The sequence below is a fragment of the Azospirillum argentinense genome (assembly GCF_000632475.1).
Taxonomy (GTDB): Bacteria; Pseudomonadota; Alphaproteobacteria; order Azospirillales; family Azospirillaceae; genus Azospirillum; species Azospirillum baldaniorum.
Genome location: NZ_CP007797.1, coordinates 175938 through 202013 on the forward strand (window position 1 = coordinate 175938; position 26076 = coordinate 202013).

Here is a 26076-nt window from a genome sequence, read left to right on the forward strand (position 1 = left end):
TTCGGTCCTAACGCTTTCCTGCGCCCGGCTGCGCCGTCCTCAGCCCAAGGTCAGTGCTCCGCAATGGGGCGGGCGCCCGTCAGGAAGAGGGCGACGGCCCGTCCGATGTAACGCTCAACCTCCTCCCTGGAGAAGGATTGTTCCGGCAGGATCAGGCGGCGCAGCAGGATGTTGCCGGTGATCATGCCGATGAAGCCGCGGGCGGCGGCTTCCGGTTCCGCGACGGACAAGGCGCCGGCGGCGGTCTGCCGTGCCAGATAGTCGGCCAGCCGCCGCTGGGCGGTTTCCGGGCCGATGCGGAAGAAGGCTTCGGCGATGTCGGGGATGCGCCCGCCTTCCGACACCAGCACGCGGACGATGGCCATGGTGCGGTCGTCGAACAGCGCCGCGACGAGGTGCAGGGCGAAGCGGGTCAGCCCGTCCTCCGGTGCCGCGCGCTCGTCGGCCTGGATGGCGGCAAGCCCTTCCTGGATGCGGGCGCTGTTCTCCTCCATCATCGCGCGGAACAGCCCCTCCTTGTCGCCGAAATGCTCGTAGAGGGTGGCGCGGGAGCCGCCGGCCCGGCCGATGATGTCGGTCAGCGTGGTCTTCTCGAAGCCCTTCTCGACGAACAGCGCCGCCGCCGCGTCGAGCAGGGCCTGCCGGCGCGCCCGACCGCGCGGGCCGACCGTGGATGTGTCCTTGTCGATCAATTCCCTGGCGTTTCCCCGGTCCATCGGTTTTTTCCTTAGGCGCTGGCAGCCCTTGCCCCCACCCCGGCCCTCCCCCGCTGGGCGGGGGAGGGAGAATATGTCCCCTCCCCTGCGAAGCGGGGGAGGGTTAGGGTGGGGGCAGCCGCTGCCAGCGCGCGCATCGTCGCGGGAGCTATGACCCGTGCCGCCCCCGCTGGCAAGACGGCAATACGCCGCTCTCCCCACAATCACCGTCCACGGTCAGGGCCGCGTCCCTGCGAGGAACAACCGCACGGACTGACGGACGTAACGCTCCAATTCCTCCATCGAGACGGGTTCGTCCGGAAGGATCAGCCGCTTGGTCAGCAGGTCGCCGACCACCATGCCGATGAAGGCGTGGGCGGCCCCCTCCGGATCGTCGATGCGCAGGCGCCCCGCCTCGGACAGTTCACGGAAGCAGTCGGCGAGCCAGCCGATGGTCTTCTCCGGGCCGACCTGGAAAAAAGCCTGGGCGATGTCGGGGATGCGCCCGCCTTCCGACACCAGGATGCGCAGGATGGCGGTGGTTTCCGGCATGGTCAGCGTGCCGGCGATGTGCAGGCCGACGCGGTACAGATTCTCTTCAAGCTCCTCGGCCATCGCCGCCGGGCCGGCGGCGCGCATCGCCGACATCTCCTCCAGCACGCGGTCGCAGTGCCGCTCCATCACCGCGCGGAACAGCCCCTCCTTGTCGCCGAAATGCTCGTAGAGCGTGGTGCGCGACCCGCCGGCCTGCCGCAGGATGTCGGACAGCGAGGTCAGCGCGAATCCCTTCTCCACGAACAGCGCCGCCGCCGCGTCGAGCAGCGCCCGGCAACGCGCCTGGCCGCGCGGGCCGCAGCCGGGCGTGTCGAAGCTGTTGATGCCGAGGCTGGCGATTCCTCCTCCAGCGATTCCGCCCTGGAACGGTGTGGATGCCCCCTTGTCGGGCATTGCGGTTCCCCCTTGCGCGAACGGTCATTCTGAATGTATCGTCCGGTACAGTGTACTGTATGAGACAGTACGAATAAAGGGGTCATTTCGCACCGTCCGCACGCACCGGCCTTTTCCGCCGGTCCCGAAAAAAGCCGGGCGGAACGTGGGAGATTCCCGGCTCATTAGGACATTTCATCGCCGCATCACGGCGTTTTCACGAGGAACGGATGTTCAACAGGAACGCATTTCTGTCTCTTGCCGTGGCGGCCTCCCTGACCGTGGTGCTGGGCGCCTGCCAGGACAAGAAGCACGCCGCCGGGGGCCAGCCGGCGCCCGGTCCGGCGGAGGTCGCGGTGGCGACCATCCAGCCGCAGAGCCTGTCCGTCACCACCGAGCTGCCGGGCCGCACCGCGGCCTTCCGCGTGGCGGAGATCCGCCCGCAGGTCAGCGGCATCGTGCTGAAGCGCTTCTTCACCGAGGGGGGTGACGTCAAGGCGGGCGACCAGCTCTACCAGATCGACCCGGCCACCTACGAGGCCAACCTCGCCGTCGCCCAGGCCGACATCCAGAAGGCGGAGGCCAACCTGCAGGCCGCCCGCAACAAGGCGGCCCGCTACAACGACCTCGTCAAGAACAGCGTCGTCAGCAAGCAGGACTACGACGACGCCATGGCCTCGCTGAAGCAGAACGAGGCGCAGCTCGCCGCCGCCAAGGCCGCCCACAATCTGGCGCGCATCAATCTGGACTACACCAAGGTCTTCGCCCCCATCTCCGGCCGCATCGGCAAGTCCGCCGTGACGGAAGGCGCGCTGGTCACCGCCAACCAGGCGACGGCGCTCGCCACCGTCCAGCAGCTCGACCCGATCTTTGTGGACGTGACCCAGACCGCCTCGCAGCTCATGCAGCTCCGCCAGGACATGGAGAGCGGGCGCATCCGCCCGGCCGAGCCCGGCAAGATCCCCGTCTCGCTGTTCCTGCACGCGGCGGAGGCCCCCTATCCCCAGCGCGGCGAGCTTCAGTTCTCCGACGTGTCGGTCGATCCGGGCACCAGCTCGGTCCAGCTCCGCGCGGTGTTCCCGAACCCGAACCAGGAGCTGCTGCCCGGCCTGTTCGTGCGCGCCCGCGTCGAGCAGGGCGTCGCCCAGAACGCGCTGGCCGTGCCGCAGGAGGCGGTCCAGCGCGGTCCGGACGGTTCGGCCCGCGTCTGGGTGGTCGGCGATGACAACAAGGTCAACCCGCGCACCATCAAGACCGAGCGGGCGATCAACAACGCCTGGCTGGTCTCCGACGGTCTGAAGGCGGGCGAGCGCATCGTGGTCGAGGGGCTGCAGAAGGTGAAGCCGGGGGGTGAGGTCAAGCCGGTGCCGGCCCAGGCCGCCGTGGCGGCCCTGCCCGGACCGCAGGCGCGCTGAGACCGAGGACCGATCCATGTCGAAATACTTCATCGACCGGCCCGTCTTCGCCTGGGTCATCGCCATCGTCATCATGCTGGCGGGCGGTCTGGCGATCCTGGGCCTGCCCGTCGAGCAATACCCGAAGATCGCCCCGCCGACGGTGTCCATCACCGCCAGCTACCCCGGCGCGTCCGCGAAGACGCTGGAGGACACGGTCACCCAGGTCATCGAGCAGAAGATGACCGGGCTCGACCACTTCCGCTACATGTCCTCGAACAGCGATTCGTCGGGCAACGTCACCATCACCCTGACCTTCGAGCCGGAGGCCAACCCGGACATCGCCCAGGTCCAGGTGCAGAACAAGCTCCAGCTCGCCACGCCGCTCCTGCCGCAGGAGGTGCAGCAGCGCGGCCTCCAGGTGTCGAAGGCCGGCAATGACTTCCTGATGGTCGCCGGCTTCGTGTCCAGCGACGGACGGCTGAGCCAGGGCGACATCGCCGACTATGTGGCCTCCAACCTCCAGGACACGATCAGCCGCGTCGAGGGCGTGGGCGACATCACCGTGTTCGGTCCGCAGCACGCCATGCGGATCTGGCTGGACCCCGACGCGCTGAACAGCCACCAGCTGACCACCATCGACGTCACCAACGCCATCAAGGCGGAGAACGCGCAGGTGTCGGCGGGCCAGCTCGGCGGCGCCCCCGCCGTGCCCGGCCAGCGGATCAACGCCACCATCATGGCGCAGTCGCGCATGCAGACGCCGGAGGAGTTCGGCGCCATCCTGCTGCGCGTCAACCCCGACGGCGGCCAGGTGCGGCTGCGCGACGTCGCGCGCATCGAGATCGGGCAGGAAACCTACGAGATCACCGCCCGCTACAACGGCAAGCCGGCGGCTGGCCTGGGCGTCAAGCTGGCGACCGGGGCCAACGCGCTGGACACCGCCGCGGCGGTGAAGGCGCGCATCGCGGAGCTGTCGGCCTTCTTCCCGGAAGGGCTGGAGGTCATCTACCCCTACGACACGACGCCCTTCGTCGAGCTGTCGATCCACGAGGTTGTCAAGACGCTGATCGAGGCGATCATCCTCGTCTTCGCCGTGATGTACCTGTTCCTGCAGAACTTCCGGGCGACGCTGATCCCGACCATCGCGGTTCCCGTGGTGCTTCTCGGCACCTTCGGCGTGCTGTCGCTGTTCGGCTTCTCGATCAACACGCTGACCATGTTCGGCATGGTGCTGGCCATCGGCCTGCTGGTCGACGACGCCATCGTGGTGGTGGAGAACGTCGAGCGCGTGATGAGCGAGGACGGGCTGCCCCCGCGCGAGGCGACCCGCAAGTCGATGGGCCAGATCACCGGCGCGCTGATCGGCATCGCGCTGGTGCTGTCCGCCGTGTTCGTCCCCATGGCCTTCTTCGGCGGCTCCGCCGGCGCCATCTACCGCCAGTTCTCGCTGACCATCGTGTCGGCGATGGCGCTGTCGGTGCTGGTCGCCCTGGTGCTGACCCCGGCGCTCTGCGCCACCATCCTGAAGCCGGTGGCGAAGGGCCACGGCCACCCCAAGCGCGGCTTCTTCGGCCTGTTCAACCGCGGCTTCGACGCCAGCAGCCGCGTCTATCTGCGCGGCGTGCGCGGGGCGGTGTCGCGGCTCGGGCGCTACGGCCTCGCCTACGCGCTGATCGTCGGCGGTCTGGCCTACCTGTTCCTCCAGATGCCCTCCTCCTTCCTGCCGCAGGAGGACCGTGGGACCATGTTCGTGCTGTGGTCGGCCCCGCCAAACGCCAGCATCGAGCGCACGATGGAGACCACCAAGCAGGTCGAGACCTATTTCCTGGAGCAGGAGAAGGACAGCGTCGAGGGCCTGTTCACCATTGCCGGCTTCAACTTCGCGGGCCGTGGCCAGAACGCCGGCATGGCCTTCGTCCGGCTGCGCGACTGGAGCGAGCGCGAGTCCGCCGACCGTAAGCCGACGGCCATCGCTGGGCGCGCCATGGGCGCCCTGTCGAAGGCCAAGGACGCGGTGGTCTTCGCCTTCATGCCGCCCTCGGTTCCGGGTCTCGGCAACGCCACCGGCTTCGACCTGCAGCTTGTGGACCGGGGTGGCGTCGGCCACGACCGGCTGATGCAGGCGCGCAACCAGCTTCTGGGCCTCGCGGCGCAGAACGCCAAGCTGGTCGGCGTCCGCCCGAACGGTCTGGAGGACACGCCGCAGTTCAAGCTGACGGTGGACCGCGAGAAGGCCAGCGCGCTCGGCCTGTCGCTGAACGACGTCAACACGACCCTGACGGCGGCCTGGGGTTCTTCCTACGTCAACGACTTCATCGACCAGGGGCGCGTGAAGCGCGTCTATCTCCAGGCGGACGCCCCCTACCGCATGCAGCCGAGCGACGTCGACCGCTGGTACGTGCGCAACGGCATGGGGCAGATGGTGCCGTTCTCCGCCTTCACCACGGCGCAGTGGACCTACGGTTCGCCGAAGCTGGAGCGGTACAACGGCATGTCGTCGCTCAACATCCAGGGCTCCGCGGCGCCGGGCGTCAGCTCCGGCGAGGCGATGCAGGAGATGGAGGCGATGATGGCCAAGCTGCCGCCGGGCGTCGGCTATGAATGGACCGGCCTGTCCTACGAGGAGCGGTTGAGCGGGTCGCAGGCGCCGGCGCTCTACGCCCTGTCCATGCTGATCGTCTTCCTCTGCCTGGCCGCGCTCTACGAGAGCTGGTCGGTGCCGGTGTCGGTCATCCTGGTGGTGCCGCTGGGCGTCATCGGTGCCGTGCTCGCCGCCACGCTGCGCGGTCTGCCGAGCGACGTCTACTTCCAGGTTGGCCTGCTGACGACCATCGGCCTGTCGGCGAAGAACGCCATCCTGATCGTGGAGTTCGCCAAGGCGCTGTACGACGAGGGCATGGAGCTGAAGGACGCCGCCATCGAGGCGTGCCGCCAGCGCTTGCGCCCGATCATCATGACCTCGCTGGCCTTCGTGCTGGGCGTGCTGCCGCTGGCGACCAGCAGCGGCGCCGGCTCGGAAAGCCAGAACGCCATCGGCGTCGGCGTGATGGGCGGCATGATCTCCGCCACCGTGCTGGCGATCCTGTTCGTCCCGGTCTTCTTCGTCGCGGTCTACCGTCTGTTCGGCAGCAAGCGCGCCGGCGCCCACCCCCCGCAGGGTGCCGAGCCGATGCACGCCGGCGACTGACGGTTCGGCTGCGGCTGGAAGTGGAAAGCCCGGTCCCGGAAACGGGGCTGGGCTTTTTGCTGCGTGGGTGCCTTTTGCGTGGGGTCGCTGCGGCAGAACGGCACAGGACGTGCGGCACCCAGCAGAGCGCTTTGCCCTCAAACTAATATACTAGTATTTATTGCTCTCGGGGGTGACGGCTGAGCGCCTGCTTGTGGCGTTCCAGCCGCTCCCGCAGGGCGTCGCCTTTGCGCAGCGCCACGGCAATCGACAGTATGTCGCCGAGGACCAGATGGCTGATGCGCGACGTCATGGGCGAGTGGATGTCGAAGTCTTCCGCGACGTCGGCGAGCAGGCTGACCGTGGCGAACTGCGCCAGCGGCGAGCCGGAGCGGGTGATGGCGACGACCATGGCCCCGGCGGACAGCGCGTTCTGCACGGCCTCCAGCATGTCGCGGGTGCCGCCCGAACTGGACACGGCGACCACCGCGTCGCCGGGGGAGAGCGACAGGGCCGACACGAAATAGACGTGGGCGTCGCTGTAGGCGACCGTGGGGATGCCCAGCCGGAAGAAGCGGCGCTGGATGTCCTGCGCCACCGTGCCGGAGTTGCCGGAGCCGTAGAACTCGATCCGCCGCGCCCCGGCCAGCAGGTCGGCGGCGCGGTCCACCGCCTCCGCCGACAGGTTGTTGCGCACCTGCATGAGCGTCGCCAGGGTGCGGTCGAACACCTTGCCCGCGATGCCCGCCGCGCGGTCGTCCGGGCTGACCTCCTGGTCGATGAAGGGCATGCCGGCGGCGATGTCCTGGGCCAGCTTGATCTTGAACTCGCGGAAGCCGCTGCAGCCCAGCGCCCCGCAGAAGCGGGCGATGGTCGGCTCGCTGACTCCGGCGCGTTCCGCCATGTCGGCCATCGACAGGGTGATGACCTCGCCCGGCTGGGCCAGCACGCAGTCCGCCAGCTTCCGTTCCGAAGGACGGAGCCCGTCGCGCACCGCCATGATCCTCGCCAGCATCGACCTGTTCCCCCGTTCCATCCGTCCGCCACTGTAGCACGGATAGTAAAACTACATGGCCCGATAGAAGGGCGCTATCGTCGGCGCTGTCCCACATACCGGGACCGCCGACGATGCGGCGTTCCGTCACAGTAAATTCATCAAAGAACGTGGAAAATCAACCGCTTTTGCCTTGCGCGCCCCGTGGTTCCGGTTTATGTAGCAAAACTACAGAATGGCTTTTGGCCCTGCCGGCTTCACAGCCCGTTGCCAAACCGCCGCTTCCGCCCTGACCGGGCTCCGGCGGTCTTCCGACCCCTCCACTGGGGGGCCTCCAGGGCCGATCAGCGACGCGGCGCGTGCCGCCCAGACGCCTTTTCGTGAGGAGACATCATGGACACCCTGCTGAGAGACGGACTCGTCGAGACCCCGGAACAGCAAGCCGAGCGCCCCTGGCGCCGCTTCGTTCCGGGCGTCTGGCAGCAAGAGGTCAACGTCCGCGACTTCATCGTCCGCAACGTCCACCCCTACGCCGGGGATTCGCGCTTCCTGACCGGCCCGACCGGACGGACCAAGGCCCTGTGGGACAAGGTCACCGCCCTGCTGAAGGAGGAGCGCGCGGCCAAGGGCGGCGTTCTCGACGCCGACACGGAGGTCTTCGGCTCGATCACCGCCCACGCGCCGGGCTACATCGACCGGGAGCTTGAACTCGTCGTCGGGCTTCAGACGGACAAGCCGTTGAAGCGCGCGATCATGCCCTTCGGCGGCTGGCGGATGGTCAAGAACGGGCTGGAGGCCTACGGCTTCACACCCTCGCCCAAGCTGGAGGAGGTCTTCCCCGGCCTGCGCAAGTCGCACAACGACGGCGTCTTCGACGTCTACACCGAGGAGATGCTGCGCTGCCGCAAGTCGGGCGTCATCACCGGCCTGCCGGACGCCTACGGGCGCGGGCGCATCATCGGCGACTACCGCCGGCTGGCCCTCTACGGCGCGACCTTCCTGACCGAGGACAAGAAGGCGCAGTACAAGAGCCTGGAAGTCGACCGCATCGACGAGCACACGCTGCGCCTGCGCGAGGAGATCACCGAGCAGATCAAGGCGCTGAAGGAGCTGGCCGCCATGGCCAAGTCCTACGGCTTCGACGTGTCGCGCCCCGCCGCCAACGCCCGCGAGGCGGTGCAGTGGACCTATCTGGCCTATCTGGCCGCGGTGAAGGAGGCCAATGGGGCGGCCATGTCGCTCGGCCGCGTCTCCAGCTTCCTCGACGTCTACGTCGAGCGCGACCTGCGCGACGGTTTGCTGACCGAGGAGGAAGCGCAGGAACTGATCGACCAGTTCGTGACCAAGCTGCGCATCGTCCGCTTCCTGCGCACGCCGGAATACGATCAGCTGTTCTCGGGCGACCCGACCTGGGTGACGGAGTGCATCGGCGGCATGGCGCTCGACGGGCGCACGCTGGTGACGAAGAACAGCTTCCGCATGCTCCAGACCCTGAACAATCTCGGGCCGGCGCCGGAACCGAACCTGACCGTGCTGTGGTCGGAAAGCCTGCCGGAGGGCTTCAAGAAATTCTGCGCCGAGACCTCCATCAAGACCTGCTCGGTGCAGTACGAGAACGACGACCTGATGCGGCCCTACTGGGGCGACGACTACGGCATCGCCTGCTGCGTCTCGGCCATGCGCATCGGCAAGCAGATGCAGTTCTTCGGCGCCCGCGCCAACCTCGCCAAGACGCTGCTCTACGCCATCAACGGCGGCCGCGACGAGGTGTCGGGCGAGCAGGTCGGCCCGGCCTTCGCGCCGATCACCGGCGACGTGCTCGACCACGACACGGTGGTCGCCCGCCTGCTGCCGATGATGGAATGGCTGGCCCGCGCCTACATGAACACGCTCAACGCCATCCACTTCATGCACGACAAGTACATGTACGAGCGGTTGGAGATGGCCCTGCACGACCGCGACGTGCTGCGCACCATGGCCTGCGGCATCGCCGGCCTGAGCGTGGTCGCGGACAGCCTGTCGGCGATCAAGCACGCCACGGTCAAGGTGGTCCGCGACGAGCGTGGCCTCGCCACCGACTTCGTCATCGAGGGCGACTATCCGGCCTTCGGCAACAACGACGACCGGGTCGACGGGATCGCGGTGTGGCTGGTCGAGACCTTCATGGGTCTGCTGCGCAAGCAGAAGGCCTACCGCGACGCGGTGCCCACCCAGTCGGTGCTGACGATCACGTCGAACGTGGTCTACGGCAAGAAGACGGGCAACACGCCGGACGGGCGCAAGGCCGGCCAGCCCTTCGCGCCGGGAGCCAACCCGATGCACGGGCGCGACCGCAAGGGGGCCATCGCCTCGATGGCGTCGGTGGCGAAGCTGCCCTACGCCCACGCCCAGGACGGCATCAGCTACACCTTCACCATCGTTCCCGGCGCGCTGGGCCCGACCGAGGGCGAGCGGGTGGACAATCTGGTGGGCATGCTGGACGGCTATTTCGGCCAGGGCGGCCACCACATCAACGTGAACGTCTTCGACCGCGAGACGCTGCTGCACGCCATGGACCATCCGGAGCTGTACCCGCAGCTGACCATCCGGGTGTCGGGCTACGCGGTGAATTTCATCAAGCTGACCCGCGAGCAGCAGATGGACGTCATCAGCCGCACCTTCCATGGCGCGCATTGAGGCGTAGCAGAGCTGTTAAGTCGCGACGTGTTGCCCCCTCCCTCGACCCTCCCCCGCTTCGCAGGGGAGGGGATGAACTCCCTCTCCTGCGTCAGCGGGGGAGGGAAGGGGCCCACGGCGGAGCCGTGGGAAGGGTGGGGGCCCGCCACGACCACTTCCCCAAAGAATCCACCCTCCCACACAAGGCCATCCTCCCCCATGAGCGCCATCACCGAAATCCACGCCCGCGAGATCCTCGACAGCCGTGGGAACCCGACCGTCGAGGTGGACGTCCTGCTCGAATCCGGCGCCTTCGGCCGCGCCGCCGTTCCGTCGGGCGCCTCGACCGGCGCGCACGAGGCGGTGGAGCTGCGCGACGGCGACAAGTCTCGCTACGGCGGCAAGGGCGTGCTGAAGGCCGTGGAGTCGGTCAACGGCGAGATCTTCGACGCCATCGCCGGCCTCGACGGCTCCAACCAGCGCGCCCTCGACCTCGCCATGATCGAGCTGGACGGCACCCCCAACAAGGGCCGCCTCGGCGCCAACGCCATCCTCGGCGTCTCGCTCGCCGTCGCCAAGGCCTCGGCGGAAGAGGCGGCCCTGCCGCTGTTCCGCTACGTCGGCGGCGCCTTCGCCAACCTGCTGCCGGTGCCGATGATGAACATCATCAACGGCGGCGCCCACGCCGACAATCCGATCGACATCCAGGAGTTCATGGTCATGCCGGTCGGCGCCGAGACCGGCGCCGAGGCCATCCGCATGGGCTCGGAGATCTTCCAGGCGCTCAAGAAGAAGCTCAAGGACGCCGGCCACAACACCAACGTCGGCGACGAGGGCGGCTTCGCCCCCAACCTCGCCTCGACCGAGGACGCGCTGGGCTTCGTGATGAAGGCCATCGAGGCCGCCGGCTACAAGCCGGGCGACGACGTCATGCTGGCCATCGACGCCGCCTCGACCGAGTTCTTCAAGAACGGCAAGTACGAGCTGGCCGGCGAGGGCAAGTCGCTGGCGTCGGAGCAGATGGTCTCCTACTGGGCCGATCTGGTCGGCCGCTACCCGATCATCTCGATCGAGGACGGCATGGCCGAGGACGACTGGGAGGGCTGGAAGGCGCTGACCGACGCCATCGGCAGCAAGGTGCAGCTGGTCGGCGACGACCTGTTCGTGACCAACCCGGCGCGTCTGGCCGACGGCATCAAGAAGGGCGTGGGCAACTCGATCCTGGTCAAGGTCAACCAGATCGGCACGCTGTCGGAGACGCTGGAAGCCGTCGACATGGCGCACAAGGCCGGCTACACGGCCGTGCTGTCGCACCGCTCGGGCGAGACCGAGGACAGCACCATCGCCGATCTGGCGGTCGCCACCAACTGCGGCCAGATCAAGACCGGCTCGCTGTCGCGCTCCGACCGGCTGGCCAAGTACAACCAGCTGATCCGCATCGAGGAGATGCTCGGCGCAGCATCCCGCTTCGCCGGGCGCGGCATCCTCAAGGCGTAACGGCCCAACGGAAGGCGGCTGCGGCAAAGTGTCCGGTGATGCCGGATTTGCTGCGCCGCACCGCCTTTTCCGCTAATATATCAGTACACAAAAAGACGCTCACAGAAGAAGACGGCAAGACGCGCTTCCCCCTTCAGCAAGGCGCGCGCCGGGAGGGATCGGCTGAAACGGGCAGCATCATGCCTATTTCTCTTATCCGGAGTGTTCTGCAATGACTGCCAATGGTGAAACCAGCGGCGACCTCCCCGCGGCCCCTGTTGACGCGGCCCCGATCGAAAACGTCACCTTCGACGAGATCGTGGTCGGGCAGTCCGCCAGCATCGCGCGGCAACTGACCGTCATGGACGTCGAGCTGTTCGCCACCGTCTCCGGCAACATCGATCCGGTTCATCTGGACGCGAAATTCGCCGCCGACAGCCGCTTTCAAAAGGTGATCGGGCATGGCATGTGGTCCGGCGCGCTGATCTCCGGCGTGCTGGGGACCCGGCTGCCCGGCGCCGGCACCGTCTACGCCGGCCAGGATCTGCGCTTCCGCCGCCCGGTCGGGCTGGGCGACGTCATCACCGCCACCGTCACCGTGCGCGAGAAGCGGACCGACACGAACATCGTCGTCTTCGACTGCCTGTGCACCAACCAGGATGGCGAGGTCGTGGTGACCGGCACCGCGGAGGTGGTGGCGCCGACCCGCAAGGTCCGCCGCGCCGCCCACGCGCTGCCGCAGATCCAGATGATCCGCCACGACAAGCACGACGCGCTGCTGCGCAAGTGCGACGGGCTGGAGCCGGTCGCCACGGCGGTCGCCCATCCCTGCGACGAAAGTTCGCTGAAGGGCGCGGTGGAGGCGGCGGAAGCCGGCCTGATCGACCCCATCCTGATCGGCCCGGCGGCGAAGATCCGCGCGCTGGCCACGGCCCACGGGCTGGACATCGCCCGCTACCGTCTGGTCGACGTCGAGCACAGCCACGCCGCCGCCGCGGCGGCCGTCGCGCTGGCTCGCAGCGGCGAGGCCGAGGCGGTGATGAAGGGCAGCCTGCACACCGACGAGCTGATGGCCGAGGTCGTCCGCAAGGACACCGGCCTGCGCACCAGCCGCCGCATCAGCCACGTCTTCGTGATGAACGTGCCCACATACCCGCGGGCGCTGCTCATCACCGACGCGGCGATCAACATCTACCCGACGCTGGAGGACAAGGTCCACATCGTCCAGAACGCCATCGATCTCGCCAAGGTGCTGGGCGTCGAGACGCCGCGCGTCGCCATCCTGTCGGCGGTGGAAACGCTCAACCCGAAGATCGCCACCACGCTGGAAGCCGCCGCACTCTGCAAGATGGCCGACCGCGGCCAGATCACCGGTGGCATCCTCGACGGCCCGCTGGCCTTCGACAACGCCATCAGCGCCGAGGCCGCGCGCATCAAGGGCATCAAATCCCCCGTCTCCGGGCAGGCCGACATCCTGCTCGTCCCCGACTTGGAAGCCGGCAACATGCTGGCCAAGCAGCTCTCCTTCCTCGCCAACGCCGACGCGGCGGGCATCGTTCTCGGCGCGCGGGTCCCGGTCATCCTGACCAGCCGCGCCGACAACGTCCGCACCCGCCTCGCCTCCTGCGCCGTGGCGGCGCTGGTGGCCGCCGCGCGCCGTCCCGCCCTCGCGCTCAACGCCGTTGCCGCTCCCCTGGCTGCCCCCCTGGCTGCGGAGTGAGGATCACACCATGTCGCACCGTGACGCCTGTCTCGTCATCAACGCGGGCTCCTCCAGCCTGAAATTCTCGGTCTTCTGCGGCGCCGGGAGGCACGATCTGGAGGCCGTCCTGACCGGCCAGATCTCCGGCATCGGCACCGCCCCCCGCTTCGAGGCCAAGGACGCGGCCCGCCACGTCCTGGCCGACGGCATCCTGGACGAGGTCGGCCCCGGCGATCGCGCCGGGCTGCTCGGCTTCCTGCTGACCTGGATGCGGCACGAACTGCGCGACGTGCGGCTGGTCGCCGCCGGCCACCGGGTCGTGCATGGCGGCACCCGCTTCGACGCGCCGGTCCGGCTGACCCCGGCGGTGCTGGCGGAACTGGAGGCCCTGGTCCCGCTGGCCCCGCTGCACCAGCCGCACAACATCGCGGCGATGACCGCGCTGGCCGAGGTCTATCCGGAGCTGCCGCAGGTCGCTTGCTTCGACACCGCCTTCCACAGCACGCGGCCCTGGCAGGCCCAGATGTTCGCCCTGCCGCGCGAGCTGACCGACGAGGGCGTGCGCCGCTACGGCTTCCACGGCCTGTCCTACGAGTACATCGCACAGCGCCTGCCGCAGATCGCGCCGGAGCTGGCCGAGGCTCGCGTCGTCGTCTGCCATCTCGGCAGCGGGTCCAGCCTGTGCGGCATGCGCGCGGGCCGCAGCGTCGACACCACCATGGGCTTCACCGCGCTGGACGGCCTGCCCATGGGCACGCGCCCCGGCGTCCTCGATCCCGGCGTGCTGATCTATCTGATGCGCGAGAAGGGCATGGGCCCGGACGAGCTGGAGCGGCTGCTCTACCACAAGTCCGGGCTGCTCGGCGTCTCCGGCGTCTCCAACGACATGCGAGCCCTGCTGGACAGCGAGAATCCGCAGGCGGCGGAGGCGGTGGAGCTGTTCTGCTTCCAGGTCGCCAAGCAGGCGGCGGGGCTGGCTGCCTCCATGGGCGGGCTGGACGCGGTGGTCTTCACCGCCGGCGTCGGCGAGAACTCCGCCCCGGTGCGGGCGCGGGTGGCGGAGAAGCTGGGCTGGCTCGGCGTCCATCTCGACGGGGCGGCGAACCGCGCCCGCGCCACGCGCATCTCGGCCGCCGACAGCCGTGTGCCGGTCTTCGTCATCCCCACCGACGAGGAGCGGATGATCGCCAGCCACACGCTGGGCATCCTGGCGCATAGCGCGGTGCTGTCGCCCCTGGCGGCCTGAGCGGACGCCTCAAAGTCCGTCCAGAAAACTCCGGATCGCGTCGAGGACGAGCGCTTCCTGTTCGCGGTGCGGCACATGGCCGGTGTCGGGAAGAAGCCTTGCGGCTCCCCGCCCGGCCGCGATGCGTTCGGGGTGGGCGGCGGAGCCGTACTCGTCGCGGTCGCCGTGCAGGGCCAGAACCGGGCAGCGCACCGCCGCCAGGGCACGGTCGAGGGTCCAGTCGGCGAAAGCGGGCGACAGCCACGTTTCCGTCCAGGCGTCCAGGACCCAGCGGGCCTTGTCGCCGTGATACCGCGCCAGACGCGCGACGTTGGCGGGGTCCTGGAAGTCGCGCTTGGCGTCGCGGATGCCAGCGAGGGTTCTTTCTTCCACGAAGGCTTGTGCGGCGATGGTCACGAGTGCGCGGCAGCGCTCGGGAAAACGCGCCGCCGTCTCGACGGCCATGCCGCCCCCGACACTGTGGCCACAGGCGACGAACTCCGTCACGCCGAGCTGGTCGCACAGCGGCGGGATGCTGTCCCGCGCCTCCGTGGCGACGAAATCCAGGGCGAGCTGCCCCGGATGGGCGTCCGAACGCCCGAAGCCGAGCCGGTCGTAGGCGATGACGCGGCGGTTCGTCTCGGCCGCCAGCCGCTGCGGGAAGTCGCGCCACAAATCCACGCTGCCGAGGGAGTCGTGGAAGAGGATGATCGGCACGGCGTCGACGGCTTCCGGAGTCCAGCTTCTCGCGTAGAGGGCTCCCTTCGCGGTCCGGATCGACCATTCCGTTTCGGTCACGGGGGCTTCGTTTGGCGTCGGCATGGCGGGTGGCGTTGCGGTCCTGGGGACTTCCGTTATGCCGTGAAGCGCCGAGGAACGCCCGTGGAAACGTATCGGCGCTGCCTTTGCCCCCTCCCTTACCTCCCCCGCTGCGCAGGGGAGGGGACTGCCGCCGCTTCGCAAAAGGCACCCTCTCCCGCGAAGCGGGGGAGGGCCGGGGAGGGGGCAAGGCTCACCGCGAACCACCACACGAAAAAAAGCCGGGCGCCATTCCAGACGCCCGGCTTCGTCACTCAAACGGAACCACCCCGCCTCAGCGGGCGAGCCAGCCTCCGTCCACCGGCAGAACCGTACCGTGGACGTAGTCCGACGCGTCGGAGGCCAGGAACACCGCCGGGCCGCCCATGTCGGAGGGAACGCTCCAGCGGCCCGCCGGAATGCGGCCCAGGATCTCGGCGCTGCGCTGCTCGTCGGCGCGGATCGCCGCCGTGTTGTTGGTGGCGACGTAGCCCGGCGCGATGGCGTTCACGTTGATGCCCTTGCCCGCCCATTCGTTGGCGAGCAGGCGGGTGATGCCGGCCACGCCGCTCTTGGAGGCGGTGTAGGAGGGCACGCGGATGCCGCCCTGGAAGGACAGCATGGAGGCGATGTTGATGATCTTGCCCTTGCGGCCCTGGCCGATGGCGTAGCGCCCGAAGGCCTGGCAGAGGAAGAAGACCGTCTTGATGTTGATGTTCATCACGAGGTCCCAGTCGGCCTCGGTGAAGTCCACGGCGTCGGCGCGGCGGATCATTCCGGCGTTGTTGACCAGAATGTCCAGCCCGCCGAGCGCGCCCACCGCCTCCTCCACCAGAGCCTGCACCGGGGCGATGCTGGTCAGGTCGGCCGTCATGGCGTGGAAGCGGCGGCCCTCGGCTTCGACGAGAGCCTTGGTCTCGTCGAGGGGAATGACATCCACCGCTGCGATGTCGGCGCCGGCCTGGGCCAGCGCCAGGGCGATGCCCTGGCCGATGCCGGTGTGGGCGCCGGTCACCAGGGCGACCTTGCCGGTGAGATCGAAGGGATGTGCCTGAGCCATTGTCCTGCTCCTTATTCTTGGGTTCTTATTCTTGGCTTGCGGGGATCAGCGCAGGTCTTCCATGGGGATGAAGTCCATGTCGGTGAAGTCCTGGTTGTCGCCGGCCATGGCCCAGATGAAGGTGTAGTTGCGCGTGCCGACGCCGGAATGGATCGACCAGCTCGGCGAGATCACCGCCTGCTCGTTGGCGACGACGACATGGCGCGTTTCGGTGGGCTCGCCCATGAAGTGGAAGACGCGGGCCGGCTCCGGCAGGTCGAAGTAGAAATAGACCTCGCAGCGGCGGTCGTGCGTGTGGCACGGCATCGTGTTCCACATGTTGTTCGGCTTCAGCACGGTCATGCCGAGCACGAGCTGCGCGGTGCGGCAGACGTCCGGGTGGATCATCTGATAGATGGTGCGCTCGTTCGACTGGGCCGGATCGCCCATGTGCACGGCCTTGGCCTGGGCGATGGAGATCTTCATCGTCTCGAAGCGGGCGTGGGCCGGGGCGCTGTTCAGGTAGAACTTCGCCGGGTTGGCCGGGTCCAGGCTCTCGAAACGGACGTCCAGGCTGCCCATGGTGATGTAGAGGCAGTCGCGCGGAGCCAGCTCGAACACCGCGCCGTCCACCGTGATGCGCCCCGGGCCGCCGACGTTGACGGCACCCAGCTCGCGCCGGTCGAGGAAGTTGGCCGAGCCGATGGCCTTGGCGGACTCCAGCTTCAGCGGGCCGGAGACCGGCATGGCGCCGCCGACCACGAAGCGGTCGATGTGGCTGTAGGTGAGGACGATGTCGTCCGCCTCGAAGATGGACGGGACGAGGAAATGGTCGCGCAGCTTGGTGGTGTCGTAGCTGCGGACGTCATCCTGGTGTGACGCGTGGCGGACGGTGATCTTCATGGCGATGTCCTCGTGTGTGTTTTTCGGGGCCGATGGGGGGCCAATTCAGGGGCCAATTCAGGGACCGGTGAAGAAGAACGGGTTCGCCCCCTGGGCCTGGGGGATCGAGGTCAGCAGGCCGTCGAGGTGGACGGCCATGCGGTCGGCGGCCAGCGCCGGGTCGGCGTCGGCGATGGCGTCCACGATCGCCGCGTGCTCGGCCAGCACATGGGTGAGGCGTCCCGGCTCCGGCAGGGTCAGGCGGCGGTAGCGGTCCACCTGCACCTTCACCTGCTGCGCCATGCTCCACAGGCCGGGATAGCCGGCGATCTCGGCGATCAGGGCGTGGAACCGCTCGTCGGCCTCGTGGAAGGCGTTGAGGTCGCCATCTTCTACCGTCTCCTGCTGGAGCAGCAGATTGGCGCGCAGCCCGGCGATCTGGCTGCCGGTGGCGCGCTGCGCCGCGTAGCGGACGGCGGTGCCCTCCAGCGAGGTGCGGATGACGATGGCCTCGGGCAGGGCGTTCACCGGGATGCGGGCGACGAAGGTGCCGACCTGCGGGAAGATCTCGATCAGCCCCTCGTCGGCCAGCCGCTGCAGCGCCTCGCGCACCGGGGTGCGGCTGACGCCGAAGGCTTCGGCGATGTGCTTCTCGACGATGGGCTCGCCCGGATTGCGGCGCATCTCCACGATCTCGGCGCGCAGCGACCGGTGGATCGCCGCCATGGTGGAGGCGCCCCGCGCCGGCCCGCGGGAGGGCTTCACCGCACTCCGCTGAGTGGCGGGGCGGTCGTTGCTGGCGTCGGGCGTCGGGGTGGTCGGCATGTCCATGGCTGCACCTGTTGCGCCGGCTCGGCCGGTCCTAAGAGAGCATATTAGTATATCAGTGCCGCGGTGCAAGCCGGAAATCGCGGGGTCCGCAATCTCCGGCTTTCGTCCGGGATGGAGCGGCGCTCAGCCGGTCGCCGTCACTCGGCGGGGGCGGGCTGGGCCGGCAGGGGCTGCGCTTCGGTGTTCTCTTGGGCGGCCTTCTGGGCGGCCAGATAGCGCGGGGAGAGGACGCCGAACCGGCGGGCCCACCAAGCGGTCAGGATCGGGGTGAGAAGCGAGGTGACGACGACGCTGGTGGCGACCAGGGCGGTGGCGGCCGGGGCGCTCGGGGCGAAACTCGGCTCGATGGAGGCGATGATCGGCGGGACGGTCACGGCCGCACCGGCGGTGGAGGCGGCGCCGATGCCGGCGGTGCCGTTGCCTTTGGCGAGCAGGATGTCGGCGACGACCAGCGTGAAGCCGGTGATGGCGATGACCGAGAGGCCGAGGACGATGCCGAGCAGGCCGGTGTTCAGAATGACCGCGAAGTTCAGGTTGTTGCCGAGTGCAAAGGCGAAGAAGGGCACCATCACCGGCACGGCCTGGCCGAAGAACTTGCGGAAGTCCTGGTCCAGGTTGCCGAGCGCGAAGCCGATCAGGAAGGGCAGCAGCGCGCCGACCATGGTCTGCCAGGGGAAGGCGGCCAGACCGGCCAGACCCAGCGTCGCCATCGTCATGAAGGGGCCGGATTCCAGGCACATCAGGCAGAAGGCGCCGGATTCCTCCTTTGTGCCGTACTGCTGCATCAGCGCCATGTACATGCCGCCGTTGGTGTCGTTCATGGCGGCGATGATCGCCAACACCGACAGGCCGGTGAAGAAGCCCGAACTGACGCCCTCGTGCGGGATGAACCAGGAGGCGACGATGCCCATGGCGGCGGCGGTGAGGATCTTCACGGTGACGAGCACGCCGCTCTTGCGCAGGACCAGCGGGGTGGCCTTCAGGCTGATGCTGGCGCCGATGCAGAAGAACCAGACGGAGAGGATCGGCAGGGTGCCGGTGATCAGGCCGTTGGTGAAGGACCCGAAGAACTTGCCCGTGTTCGGCGCGAAGGTGTTCAGGCAGGCGCCGAGGAACAGGGGAAGGATCATCATCCCGCCGGGAATGCGGTCGATCCTGGATTTGATGTTCATAGTCGGTACTCCTGGGGCGGTCCGACTGGGCCGTCGATGAAATGTCCGGGAAAAGTCCGGGGTGGTGGCTGCCGGTTGCGGCGCAGGAAGGGGGAGCGTGCCGCGCATTCCCTGCGGGGCGGCGCCGGTCCGGTGGCCTTCGGGCCTGTCCGAGGATCGCGCCGTCGATGGAGTGGATACTAGTATATTAGCGCTGCGAGGCAAGTCAGGAGAACTGCGTACCCCGTCGGATGACACTCTGTCGCACGTCCTGCGGCGGTGGTTCGGTGGTGCCGTTCCCGTGCGCCGGGAAACCCGGCTCCGTGTCGGAAAGCGCAAGCGTGGCAACGGCTTGCAGCGCCTCATGGACGCGGTGGTAGGCGCCCTCGATGCGCTGGGCGGCCTGTTCGCCACCGGCCGATCGGGCGGTTTCCCGGAAGAGGGCGAGGGCGGTGCGTCCGAAATCTTCGAAGCGCGCGTGCAGGCCGTGGTCGTCCAGGGCGAAGATCGGCGTGGTCAGGAAGGCCCGCCGCAGGGCGTCGGCGTCGCGCTCCAGGGCGGCGATGCGCGCGGTCGGCGGGTCGGAGGTCCGGGGCATGCCGCGGCTCCTTCAGAGGGAGTTTTCAAAAAGCGGGGTTTTGAAAACTGGTATTTTAGTTTTTGAGGGGCGGGAGCGGCATGGCCCCCTCCCTAACCCTCCCCCGCTTCGCAGGGGAGGGGACTGCCGCCGCTTCGCAACAATCTCCCTCCCCTGCAAAGCGGGGGAGGGCCGGGGTGGGGGCAATGCGGCTCCGCCCTTACTTGGCGTTGGCCATGGCGACGGCGGTGTCGCTCATGCGGTTGGAGAAGCCCCATTCGTTGTCATACCAAGTCATGATGCGGACGAAGTTGCCGTCGATGACCTTGGTCTCGTTCAGCGCGAAGATCGAGCTGTGCGGGTCGTGGTTGAAGTCGGTGGAGACCAGTTCCTCGGTGTAGGCGCCCAGGATGCCCTTGAGCGGGCCGTTGGCGGCCTCGGCGATCGCCTTGGTGATCTCCTCCACCGAGGTGGCGCGCTTGGCGGTGAACTTGAAGTCGACCACCGAGACGTTGGGCGTCGGCACGCGCATGGCGGTGCCGTCCAGCTTGCCCTTCAGCTCGGGCAGCACCTTGCCCACCGCCTTGGCCGCCCCGGTCGAGGTCGGGATCATGTTCAGCGCCGCGGCGCGGGCGCGGTGCAGATCCTTGTGGTTGGTGTCGACGATGCGCTGATCCCCCGTGTAGGAGTGGATCGTCGTCATGAAGCCCTTCTCGATGCCGATCAGCTTGTTCAGCACGAAGGCCACCGGGGCCAGGCAGTTCGTGGTGCACGACGCGTTCGAGACGATGCGGTGCTCGGCCTTGAGCTGGTCGTGGTTGACGCCGTAGACCACCGTGATGTCCTCGTCGGTGGCCGGGGCGGAGATCAGCACCTTCTCGGCACCCGCTTCCAGATGCTTGGCGGCGTCGGCGTGCTTGGTGAAGATGCCCGAGCATTCCATGGCGATCTGGATGCCCAGATCCTTCCACGGCAGCTTGGCCGGGTCACGCTCCTGCACGACCTTGATCGAGTGGCCGTTGACGATCAGGGCGCCGTCCTTGACCTCCACGGTGCCGGGGAAGCGGCCATGGACGCTGTCGTACTTCAGCAGGTGGGCGTTGGCCTTGAGGTCGGCCAAGTCGTTGATCGCCACGACCTCCACGTCGTTGCGGCCGCTCTCGTAGATGGCCCGCAGAACCAGACGGCCGATGCGGCCAAAACCGTTGATCGCTACCTTCACGGACATGCTGTTCTCCGCTGGTGTTCGCGGCCCCGGATGGGATCGGGGGCGGCGCCGGCCAGGGCCGGTGGGAAAGGGGCACCGGATCGGGCGGCCCGCCGCGGCAGGGCATGGGCGCTTCCGGTCTTCGCCCAGATATATACTAGTATATTAGATTAGCATGCAAGAGCGGAGGGCGGAGTGGCCGGTCCTCCGGACAAAATGTCGCGCTTGCTGCGTTGCAAGACAAACCGCTCCCGGCGCTGTTGGCCTGGGTTGGACCCGTGAACCGGACCGCTCCAAAGGTCTTTCCCGACAACCGGAACCGCCAGAGGACGATGACTTCCGACGACCGTGCCCCACGGCTTTCCGCCGCCCGCTTCCGCGCCTTCCGCGCCTTGCGCGGCCTTCTCGCCCTCCTTCTCCTGCTGACCGCCGCGCTGGGGGGAATCGCGACCCCGGCGTCGGCGCAGATCCCGACGCCCGCCCCGCCGGCCCAGGCCGAGGCGGCGCCCGATCCGGAGGAGATCGCCCGCCTGCGCCAGACGCTGGAGGACCCGGAGCGCCGCGCCGCCCTGCTCGGCCAGCTCCGCGCCCTGGAGCAGGCGGAGGCCGCCACAGCACCGGCGGAGCCGGACGGGATCGGCACCCGTCTGCTCAGCCTGCTGTCGAACCGGCTCGATGGGCTGGGGCAGGAGGCCGCGCTGGCCGGCGACGCCCTGCTGAACGCGCCGCAGGGGCTGCATTGGCTGGAGCGGCAGGTCTCCGACCCGGCGCAGCGCGCCGCCTGGGGCTGGCTGGCCGCCGAACTGGTGTTGGTGGTGGTGGTTGGGCAGGGCGCCCGGCTGATCGCCATCCGCACGCTGCGGCGTCCGCGGGCGATGCTGGCGGCGCGGCCCATCCATTCCACACTCGCCAAGGTGCCGCTGCTGCTGGTGCGGTCGCTGTTCGATCTGGCGCCCATCGTGGCCTTCGCCGCCGCCGGCTTCGGCGTGCTGGCGCTGTTCGACCCGCCGCCGGTGGTGCGGGTTCTCGGCGTCACCTTCCTCAACGCCAGCATCTTCGTGCAGATCGTGCTTCTGGTGGTCCGGGCGCTGCTGGCGCCCGCCTCGCCCAACCTGCGGCTGATCCCGATGAGCGACGGCTCGGCCCTGCGGTTGCTGCGCTGGTGCCGGACCATCGCCATCACCACGCTCTACGGCATGTTCCTGGCCGAGGCGGCTCGGCGGCTCGGCCTGCCAGCGCAGAGCTACAGCGCGCTTGTGACCCTGGTCGGTCTGGTCGTCGCCGTCATGCTGGCGGTGCTGGTGCTGCAAAGCCGGGAGGCGGTGGCCGCGCGCCTGCGCGGCGGGATCGCGGCGGCACAGCCGCTGTCCGACGTGGTGTCGCCGGTTCCGCCCGGACGGCGCGCCGCCGGGGCGGGGCGGATGCTGCGCGCCGCCGGCCGTCGCGTGGCCGATGTCTGGCATGCCATCGCCATCCTCTACATCATCGTCCTGTTCGGCATCTGGGCGCTGGAGATCAGCGGCGGGCTGCTGTTCGTGGTCCAGGCGACGGCGGTGACGCTGGTGGTCGCCGGGGTCGCGCGGCTGATCGGGCGGGGGATCACCCGCGCCGCTGCGGCGATTCTGGAGCGCATGGACCGCCGTCGGGGACACTCGGCCTGGGCGGCGGGGCGGCTGCGCCGCTACGTCGCTCCAATGGCGCGGCTTCTGCACGCGGCGGTGGCCGTGCTGGGCGGGCTGGTGGTTCTGAGCGCCTGGGGGCTGGACGTCTGGGGCTGGCTGCAAACGGCCATCGGCCTGCGCATCGTGGCGTCGGGCCTGTCGCTCCTGCTGGTCGGCGCCATCGCGCTCGCCGTGTGGGAGGTGACCAACGGGCTGATCGAGCGCCATCTGGCGACGACGGACCGCAACGGGCGGGCCATCCAGCGCAGCGCGCGGGTGCGCACCCTGTTGCCGCTGCTGCGCAGCGCCCTGCTGGTGGTCCTGCTGACGCTGGTCACGCTGATTACCCTGTCGGAGCTGGGGCTGAACATCGGGCCGCTGCTGGCCGGTGCCGGCGTGGTCGGCCTTGCCGTCGGCTTCGGCGCGCAGACGCTGGTCAAGGACGTCATCACCGGCCTGTTCATCCTGTTCGAGGACACCATCTCGGTCGGTGACGTGGTCAATGTCGGCGGCAAGGGCGGTCTGGTGGAGGGGATGAACATCCGCACCATCCGCCTGCGCGACTTCGACGGGACGGTGCACACCATCCCCTTCAGCGCGGTCACCAGCGTGTCGAACATGACGAAGGACTTCAGCTACTACGTGTTCGACGTGGCGATTCCCTATCACGAGAACGCCGACCGAGTGGTGTCCGTGCTGCACGGCATCGGCGACGAACTGCGCAAGGACCCGCGCTTCGCACCGCTGATCCTGGAGCCGCTGGAGGTTCTGGGCGTCGATTCCTTCCAGGAGTCCGCGGCGGTCATCAAGGCGCGCATCAAGACGCTGCCCATCCAGCAATGGAACGTCGGGCGGGAGTTCAACGGCCGCATGAAGGCGCGCTTCATCGAGCTGGGAATCGACTTCCCGCTGCCGCAGCGCACGCTGCACATCGCCCGCGGCGCGGCGGAGATGCTGGCCGGGATGGGGGGCGAGGCGGGCCCCGCCAACGCTGGGCGGATGCGCCATGCCGGGGCGGCGGAGTAGGGGAGTGGCGGGGGGCTTGGCGCCCCCTCCCGCGGTCTTGCAAAAAAGTGACGGGGCCATGTCGATTTCGCTTGAGCCCCGCCGGCCGCACGGCTATATCAGCGCTCCCGCGTCACCCCAAGAGATGCGGGGTGCAAGAGTAGACAAAGCGCTTGTGGCGGAATTGGTAGACGCGCTAGGTTCAGGTCCTAGTGGCTGAAAGGCCGTGGGGGTTCGAGTCCCTCCAAGCGCACCAACACTTCTTGTGTTGGTCTGAGACTATAGTGGGGCCATAGCTCAGCTGGGAGAGCGCTACAATGGCATTGTAGAGGTCAGGAGTTCGATCCTCCTTGGCTCCACCATCATGAAGCCAGCAACCTTGACGGGTTGCTGGCTTTTCCCATTTCACGGCTCTCGTTCCCAGCCCCAGGCGATGGGGGGCGGGTAGGTGGGGAAAATACCCCAATTGCCGATTGTTTGAAGGCCTTGCTAAAGCTCCAGGTTGAAGATCCCCCAATTGGACCGGGGCATTCATCCAGGAGAAGGCTTGATGAAATTGTTCCCTATGCTGACCGCAACAGCGGCGTGCGCCGGCCTCCTTCTGGGGTGTACCGCGCATGGCGCTGCGTCGCGGTCGGGTGGCGGCGCCAAGGATTCGGCGAACGAAAAAGCCACGGCCGATAAAGCGAAATTCACCTTCACCAACAAGTTCGTCGACCGGTCTGGCGGCGCTTACCTTTTCACAAAAGGAAGCGACATTTATATCATCGGCGAAGTGTCGGACAACTCAAGCATTGTTCCGTATCTTGTGGCTTATGACTTTTACAATGTCACGAAAGGAACCAGCGGCCGGCACCGCGCTCCGGAAAAAAGATGCAAGGATACGAACGAGTGCGTCAGCCTCGCGGCGGGTTCGGAGGGGTGGGAGAAGGTCGAGCATTTGATGAACGAAGGGTCCGGCCGGTTCAGGACGGCCGGTTCGGTTTTCAATTACAACTACACATTCAAGGAAAAATTTCTCAAGATCAACTTTGTCGATCTTGAGGAGGAAAGGCGCCAAAAGGCTCAGGCGGAGTCGTCATCCGGTGATTCCCCGACCAGAAAGACGGAAATCAAACTCCCAACCATTCCGTACGTGACCACGCTGTATTACGATGGAAAAGACATCTACGGGACATCGACCTACGAGGAGCACGTCGCCAGCAAATATCATTTGCTGTTTGGTCTCACCAATGAATTCAACAAAACGGTAAGCTACCACAATTTTTCCTACCCGGACGGGGCGCTCAAATATTTCGCGAAGACTGGAAGCCTGAAGAAAATCGAGACGATTCGCGGCAGCTCGGCAGGGACCGCGGTGTTCAGCGACGGGGGAACGACATACGACATCCAGTACAGCATCGGCGGCAAGGGCGCGACGTTCCAGGTCACCAACAATTCGAACAAACTCTCCTCGTGGCGGGATGACCTCAAAGCGGCCCGTGCGGCGGAGACGCCGGACGCCCTCCTGCAATTCATCGACAGCCATCCGAAAAGCCCGGATCTGGATGCGGTGCGCAAGGCCGTCGTCACCGACCATTTCAACGTCCGGGTGGTGAATTCCAGCGAATCCCCGCAGCGCGAGGTGTCGGACAAATCCCTGATGACGTCCACGACCGGCGCCTGCAAGGACATCGGAAAGACGATCGAGATTTCGCCGAAACGCGCCGTCCCGTCGCGCGCCGTGACGCTGACCCTTTCCTACACCCTGAACCGCACATACGAGCCTCACCTGATCGCCGAAGCCGGCGACCCGATCCGGAAGACCGCCACCTACACGCTGAATGCGGCCAATGGTTTCAAGGTCCGCGACACGATCACCTACGACTGCGTCCTGACGTCGGGCCGTTTCCATTCGGCCAGCCTCAGCCTGCTGGGCAAGCTGGCGGGCGTCGATCCCAAGGACGCCGGCGTCAGCACGACGCTGACGAAAACATCCTTCTCCCTCGACATCGACAGTCTGAGGTAACGGGCGATCAATGGAGGGGACGATGCGCGTCTTTGCGGCTGTGTTGTGCGGAGTGATGTGGATCGTCCCTGCCTGGGCGGGGGGCATCCTTCTGGAGGAGAAGGCCGAAAGCGCGAAGGATCAGGCGCAGGCCCGGCATCTTCGTGACGGCAAGGCCGCGCCGAACAGCCTGCTGGGGGATGTCGGCGTCGGCATGGGCAAGGCCATGGCGGAGGGCATGGACAGCAGCCGGGTGCGCGGCGCCACCGTCGCCACCGCCTTGCCGAGCCATCACGGCGGGAAATGCAGCGATGGCAAGTCAACCGACCCGGTGAAGCACGACGTCCGCTTCAGCAACGGCGAACATGGCCTCGTCGTGCTCCAATGCAACCGTGGCTGCTGGCAGGTCAGCGTGTACCCCGGAGGGCGCCTGGCAAACAACTGCGGCGAGTTCCAGTCGGGTGGCTGGGCGACGGCCTCCGGGGCGCTGAACCAGTACGGCGCCCGTCTGGTGGATGTGGTGAACTTCCTCAACAACTTCTGACGTCACCTTTTACGTCATCCGCCATGATATCGCCGGAAAGCGGCTTCGGCGGACGTCGCGCGCCGCGGCATCTGAAATGGCGAAGTTCGACCGCCGACCATGCCTTTCCCGCATGGTTCGAACGCATACCCCTACCTCCAATGCGTTTTTGTGCATA

20 protein-coding genes and 2 tRNA genes are annotated in these 26076 nt (G+C 67.7%); 12 read left to right on the plus strand and 10 right to left on the minus strand.

Annotated elements, in window-relative coordinates:
* Window positions 1-50: 50 nt before the first annotated feature.
* Window positions 51-716 (minus strand): TetR/AcrR family transcriptional regulator, encoded by a 666-nt coding sequence (locus tag ABAZ39_RS30105; protein WP_040137967.1) that lies wholly within the window; start codon window positions 714-716, stop codon window positions 51-53.
* A 216-nt stretch (window positions 717-932) separates the two neighbouring features.
* Entirely contained in the window at window positions 933-1643 is a 711-nt protein-coding gene (locus ABAZ39_RS30110; RefSeq protein WP_040137968.1) for a TetR/AcrR family transcriptional regulator, read from the minus strand.
* A gap of 209 nt (window positions 1644-1852) precedes the next feature.
* On the opposite strand from ABAZ39_RS30110, the gene ABAZ39_RS30115 reads away from it, so the two are divergent.
* Window positions 1853-3037, plus strand: a complete 1185-nt coding sequence (locus ABAZ39_RS30115) for an efflux RND transporter periplasmic adaptor subunit (protein WP_040137970.1) — start codon at window positions 1853-1855, stop codon at window positions 3035-3037.
* A 16-nt stretch (window positions 3038-3053) separates the two neighbouring features.
* Entirely contained in the window at window positions 3054-6206 is a 3153-nt protein-coding gene (locus tag ABAZ39_RS30120; protein WP_040137972.1) for an efflux RND transporter permease subunit, read from the plus strand.
* 157 nt (window positions 6207-6363) lie between these two features.
* On the opposite strand, the gene ABAZ39_RS30125 is transcribed toward ABAZ39_RS30120, so the two are convergent.
* Window positions 6364-7200: a MurR/RpiR family transcriptional regulator gene (locus ABAZ39_RS30125; protein WP_040137974.1), complete on the minus strand. Its 837-nt coding sequence runs from the start codon at window positions 7198-7200 to the stop codon at window positions 6364-6366.
* Between the two features lie 372 nt (window positions 7201-7572).
* Here ABAZ39_RS30125 and pflB point away from each other — a divergent pair, with 372 nt between their 5' ends.
* The 5 genes from pflB to ABAZ39_RS30145 all read left to right on the plus strand — a co-directional run bounded on the left by pflB (window position 7573) and on the right by ABAZ39_RS30145 (window position 14258).
* Window positions 7573-9855 (plus strand): formate C-acetyltransferase, encoded by a 2283-nt coding sequence (gene pflB / locus ABAZ39_RS30130; protein WP_040137975.1) that lies wholly within the window; start codon window positions 7573-7575, stop codon window positions 9853-9855.
* A 198-nt stretch (window positions 9856-10053) separates the two neighbouring features.
* A complete protein-coding gene (eno, locus tag ABAZ39_RS30135; protein WP_040137977.1) occupies window positions 10054-11331 on the plus strand; it encodes a phosphopyruvate hydratase in 1278 nt (425 codons plus the stop codon).
* A gap of 38 nt (window positions 11332-11369) precedes the next feature.
* Window positions 11370-11546, plus strand: coding sequence for a hypothetical protein (locus ABAZ39_RS36370; RefSeq protein WP_160174882.1), 177 nt, complete (start codon window positions 11370-11372; stop codon window positions 11544-11546).
* Complete coding sequence (locus ABAZ39_RS30140; protein ID WP_051658749.1) at window positions 11543-13030, plus strand: bifunctional enoyl-CoA hydratase/phosphate acetyltransferase; 1488 nt, start codon at window positions 11543-11545, stop codon at window positions 13028-13030. Before ABAZ39_RS36370 ends, ABAZ39_RS30140 begins: the two co-directional genes overlap by 4 nt.
* 10 nt (window positions 13031-13040) lie before the next feature.
* Window positions 13041-14258, plus strand: coding sequence for an acetate/propionate family kinase (locus ABAZ39_RS30145; protein WP_040137978.1), 1218 nt, complete (start codon window positions 13041-13043; stop codon window positions 14256-14258).
* Window positions 14259-14267: 9 nt separating this feature from the next.
* Here the strand turns inward: ABAZ39_RS30145 and ABAZ39_RS30150 are convergent, their stop codons facing one another.
* The 7 genes from ABAZ39_RS30150 to gap form a co-directional block, all read right to left on the minus strand.
* Window positions 14268-15059: an alpha/beta fold hydrolase gene (locus ABAZ39_RS30150; protein WP_040137979.1), complete on the minus strand. Its 792-nt coding sequence runs from the start codon at window positions 15057-15059 to the stop codon at window positions 14268-14270.
* A gap of 271 nt (window positions 15060-15330) precedes the next feature.
* Window positions 15331-16095 carry a 2-dehydro-3-deoxy-D-gluconate 5-dehydrogenase KduD gene (gene kduD / locus ABAZ39_RS30155; protein WP_040137981.1) on the minus strand — a complete coding sequence of 255 codons (765 nt, stop codon included), beginning with the start codon at window positions 16093-16095 and terminating at the stop codon, window positions 15331-15333.
* 45 nt (window positions 16096-16140) lie between these two features.
* Window positions 16141-16977: a 5-dehydro-4-deoxy-D-glucuronate isomerase gene (gene kduI / locus ABAZ39_RS30160; protein WP_040137983.1), complete on the minus strand. Its 837-nt coding sequence runs from the start codon at window positions 16975-16977 to the stop codon at window positions 16141-16143.
* Between the two features lie 57 nt (window positions 16978-17034).
* A complete protein-coding gene (locus ABAZ39_RS30165; RefSeq protein ID WP_014199720.1) occupies window positions 17035-17787 on the minus strand; it encodes a GntR family transcriptional regulator in 753 nt (250 codons plus the stop codon).
* 137 nt (window positions 17788-17924) lie between these two features.
* Window positions 17925-18959, minus strand: a complete 1035-nt coding sequence (gene kdgT, locus ABAZ39_RS30170) for a 2-keto-3-deoxygluconate transporter (RefSeq protein ID WP_040137984.1) — start codon at window positions 18957-18959, stop codon at window positions 17925-17927.
* A gap of 205 nt (window positions 18960-19164) precedes the next feature.
* Window positions 19165-19536 carry a hypothetical protein gene (locus ABAZ39_RS30175; protein WP_040137985.1) on the minus strand — a complete coding sequence of 124 codons (372 nt, stop codon included), beginning with the start codon at window positions 19534-19536 and terminating at the stop codon, window positions 19165-19167.
* Between the two features lie 199 nt (window positions 19537-19735).
* A complete protein-coding gene (gap, locus tag ABAZ39_RS30180; RefSeq protein ID WP_040137987.1) occupies window positions 19736-20743 on the minus strand; it encodes a type I glyceraldehyde-3-phosphate dehydrogenase in 1008 nt (335 codons plus the stop codon).
* A gap of 311 nt (window positions 20744-21054) precedes the next feature.
* On the opposite strand from gap, the gene ABAZ39_RS30185 reads away from it, so the two are divergent.
* The 5 genes from ABAZ39_RS30185 to ABAZ39_RS30205 all read left to right on the plus strand — a co-directional run bounded on the left by ABAZ39_RS30185 (window position 21055) and on the right by ABAZ39_RS30205 (window position 25919).
* Window positions 21055-23409 carry a mechanosensitive ion channel domain-containing protein gene (locus tag ABAZ39_RS30185; protein ID WP_051658750.1) on the plus strand — a complete coding sequence of 785 codons (2355 nt, stop codon included), beginning with the start codon at window positions 21055-21057 and terminating at the stop codon, window positions 23407-23409.
* 148 nt (window positions 23410-23557) lie between these two features.
* A tRNA-Leu gene (locus ABAZ39_RS30190) sits at window positions 23558-23644 on the plus strand.
* 30 nt (window positions 23645-23674) lie between these two features.
* A tRNA-Ala gene (locus ABAZ39_RS30195) sits at window positions 23675-23750 on the plus strand.
* Window positions 23751-23938: 188 nt separating this feature from the next.
* Window positions 23939-25396 carry a hypothetical protein gene (locus ABAZ39_RS30200; RefSeq protein ID WP_144243674.1) on the plus strand — a complete coding sequence of 486 codons (1458 nt, stop codon included), beginning with the start codon at window positions 23939-23941 and terminating at the stop codon, window positions 25394-25396.
* Window positions 25397-25418: 22 nt separating this feature from the next.
* On the plus strand, window positions 25419-25919 hold the full coding sequence (locus tag ABAZ39_RS30205; protein ID WP_146041815.1) for a hypothetical protein: 501 nt from the start codon (window positions 25419-25421) through the stop codon (window positions 25917-25919).
* Window positions 25920-26076 lie beyond the last annotated feature (157 nt).